The organism is Promineifilum sp. (SeqCode), from assembly GCF_041918635.1.
GTDB lineage: Bacteria > Chloroflexota > Anaerolineae > Promineifilales > Promineifilaceae > Promineifilum.
Genome location: NZ_JAYRVJ010000137.1, coordinates 1 through 2017, shown reverse-complemented (window position 1 = coordinate 2017; position 2017 = coordinate 1). Strand labels below are relative to the sequence as shown.

Annotated in this window: 2 protein-coding genes; both read right to left on the bottom strand. The window is 67.9% G+C overall.

What is annotated here, in order from left to right:
* Nucleotides 1-1392, bottom strand: a 1392-nt coding sequence (locus tag ACE3UY_RS04580) for an ASKHA domain-containing protein (protein WP_374686373.1), incomplete at its 3' end; no start/stop codon positions are given.
* A 201-nt stretch (nucleotides 1393-1593) separates the two neighbouring features.
* Entirely contained in the window at nucleotides 1594-1890 is a 297-nt protein-coding gene (locus ACE3UY_RS04575) for a virulence factor (protein ID WP_374686372.1), read from the bottom strand.
* Nucleotides 1891-2017 lie beyond the last annotated feature (127 nt).

Genomic DNA, 2017 nt, shown 5'->3' with positions numbered 1-2017 from the left:
GGCGTCCGGCCCGCGCCGCCACTCGTCCGACCAGCGCTCCTCGCCGATGACGCGGAAGCGCGCCTCCCAGGTGTTCGGGTCGATGCGCACCCGCTCGATGGCCCCCGGCGCGGCGCGCATGCCAAAGCTGATCTGCGCCCCTTCGAAGGCGGGGCCGGTCGGGCTGGAGGCGCTGTAGAGCCGCTCGCGGTTGCCCAACACGATCTCGGCGTTCGTACCGACGTCAACGATCAGCGCCAGTTCATCCTGCCGGTAAGGCTCCTCGGCGAGCAGCACGCCGACATTGTCCGCGCCGACATGGCCCGCCTCGGCCGGCAGCACGTGGACGTAAGCGCCGGGGTGAAAGCGCAGCCCCAACTCGCGCGCCTTCACGTCCATCGCCTCCCGGTTCGCCAGGGCAAACGGCGCGCCGCCCAACTCCTGCGGGTTGATGCCCAGCAGGATGTGGATCATCGTCGTGTTGCCGACGAAGACGGCGTCATGGATGTCGCGTAACTGGAGGTCGGCCTGGCGGGCGGCTCGCGCGGCCAGCGCGTTCAGCGCCTCGATGATGGCCCGGTGCATCTTGTCCAGCCCGGCCGGGTTGCTCATGGCGTAGGAGACGCGGCTCATCAGGTCTTCGCCATAGGCAACCTGCGGGTTCATCAGGGCTTCCGTCGCCAGCACCGCGCCGGTGCGCAGGTCACACAGATGGCCGGCCACCGTTGTGCTGCCGATGTCCACGGCCAGCCCGTAAAGCCCTTCCTGATAGCCCGGCCGCACGTCGATGACCTCCCGATCTTGCCAGAGCATGACGGTCGCGGCCCAGTTCCCCTGGCGCAAGACGGGCTGGAGGCGGCGCAGCGCGGGCAAGTCGATGGCCAGCCCGGCTAATCCCCACTGCTCGGCCAGCGCCGCCTGGAGCCGGCCCCAATCGCCCCGATGCTCGCCCAACGCGGCCTGATCCACCTCGACGTAGACCTGCCGCACGGCCGGCGCGACGTCGATGACGCGTTCCGTCGCCGACTTGCGGATGACCTGCTTGTGCGCCCGGCTCTCCTCCGGCACGTAGACCAGCACGTCCCCCTGCACGCACGCCACGCAGGAAAGCCGGTCGGCGGACGAGATGCCGTCGCCGTTGGCCGACGGGACGCCGCCGCGGGCCAGCAGGCTCAGCTCCTTCTCTCCGGCGGCGGTCACGTGGCCGCCGCTGGAGCGGATGCCGTGCTTGGCGAACGCCCCTTCCTCGATGTGAACCTTGCACTTGGCGCAGGTCAGCCGGCCGCCGCAGATGCTCTCGATCTCCACGCCCAACTGGCGCGCGGCGTCGAGCAGCGACTCGCCGGCCCGCACCTGGCCGCGCCGCCCGGAAGGCATGAAGATGACCTGGAAGTGCTGGTCGGCCGTGGACATCACATCGTTACGGGGTACACAGAAGCGCCGTCAGCCGGCGCGTCAAGAAGTATCTCTGAGATACGGATTCTACCACGTGTGTACAGAGGCACAACTGTGGTTAGTGGTCAGTGGACAGTGGTCAGTTGTTAGTCGTCAGTTGTTAGTCGCTGGTCGCAGCTGTGGGCAACCGATCGCTGACCACTGTCCACTGACCACTGATCACTGTCCACTAATCCCCCCCGCCGTCTTACGCCAGTCGATTTCGGGGAAGCGGGCGTCGAGTTCGGCGGCGACGGCCGCGGCCACTTCGGCCGGCGTTCCCTCACGCTCTTGCGGCTCGCTCCAGACGAAGCCGGACAGGTAGCCGTCCGTCCCGGTTAGCCCGGCGGCCATGGCGGCGTTATCCACGGCCACCTGGAAGCGCTGCGGCAGTTCGACGCTGGCCCGGTCGCGCCGCCCACCCGCCCGCACCTGGAGCGGGATGTCGTGCCAGTACATGATCTGATAAGTCGCCATCCGTTCTTCTCCAGGCGCGGCACACTTGCAGAACGTGCGCCGCGCCTTACATCTCGGGAACAATATCCGCTTTGCGCCTGTTCATAAACGCTTGCAGCGCCTCATCGAGCGCGGGGTCTAGCATTGG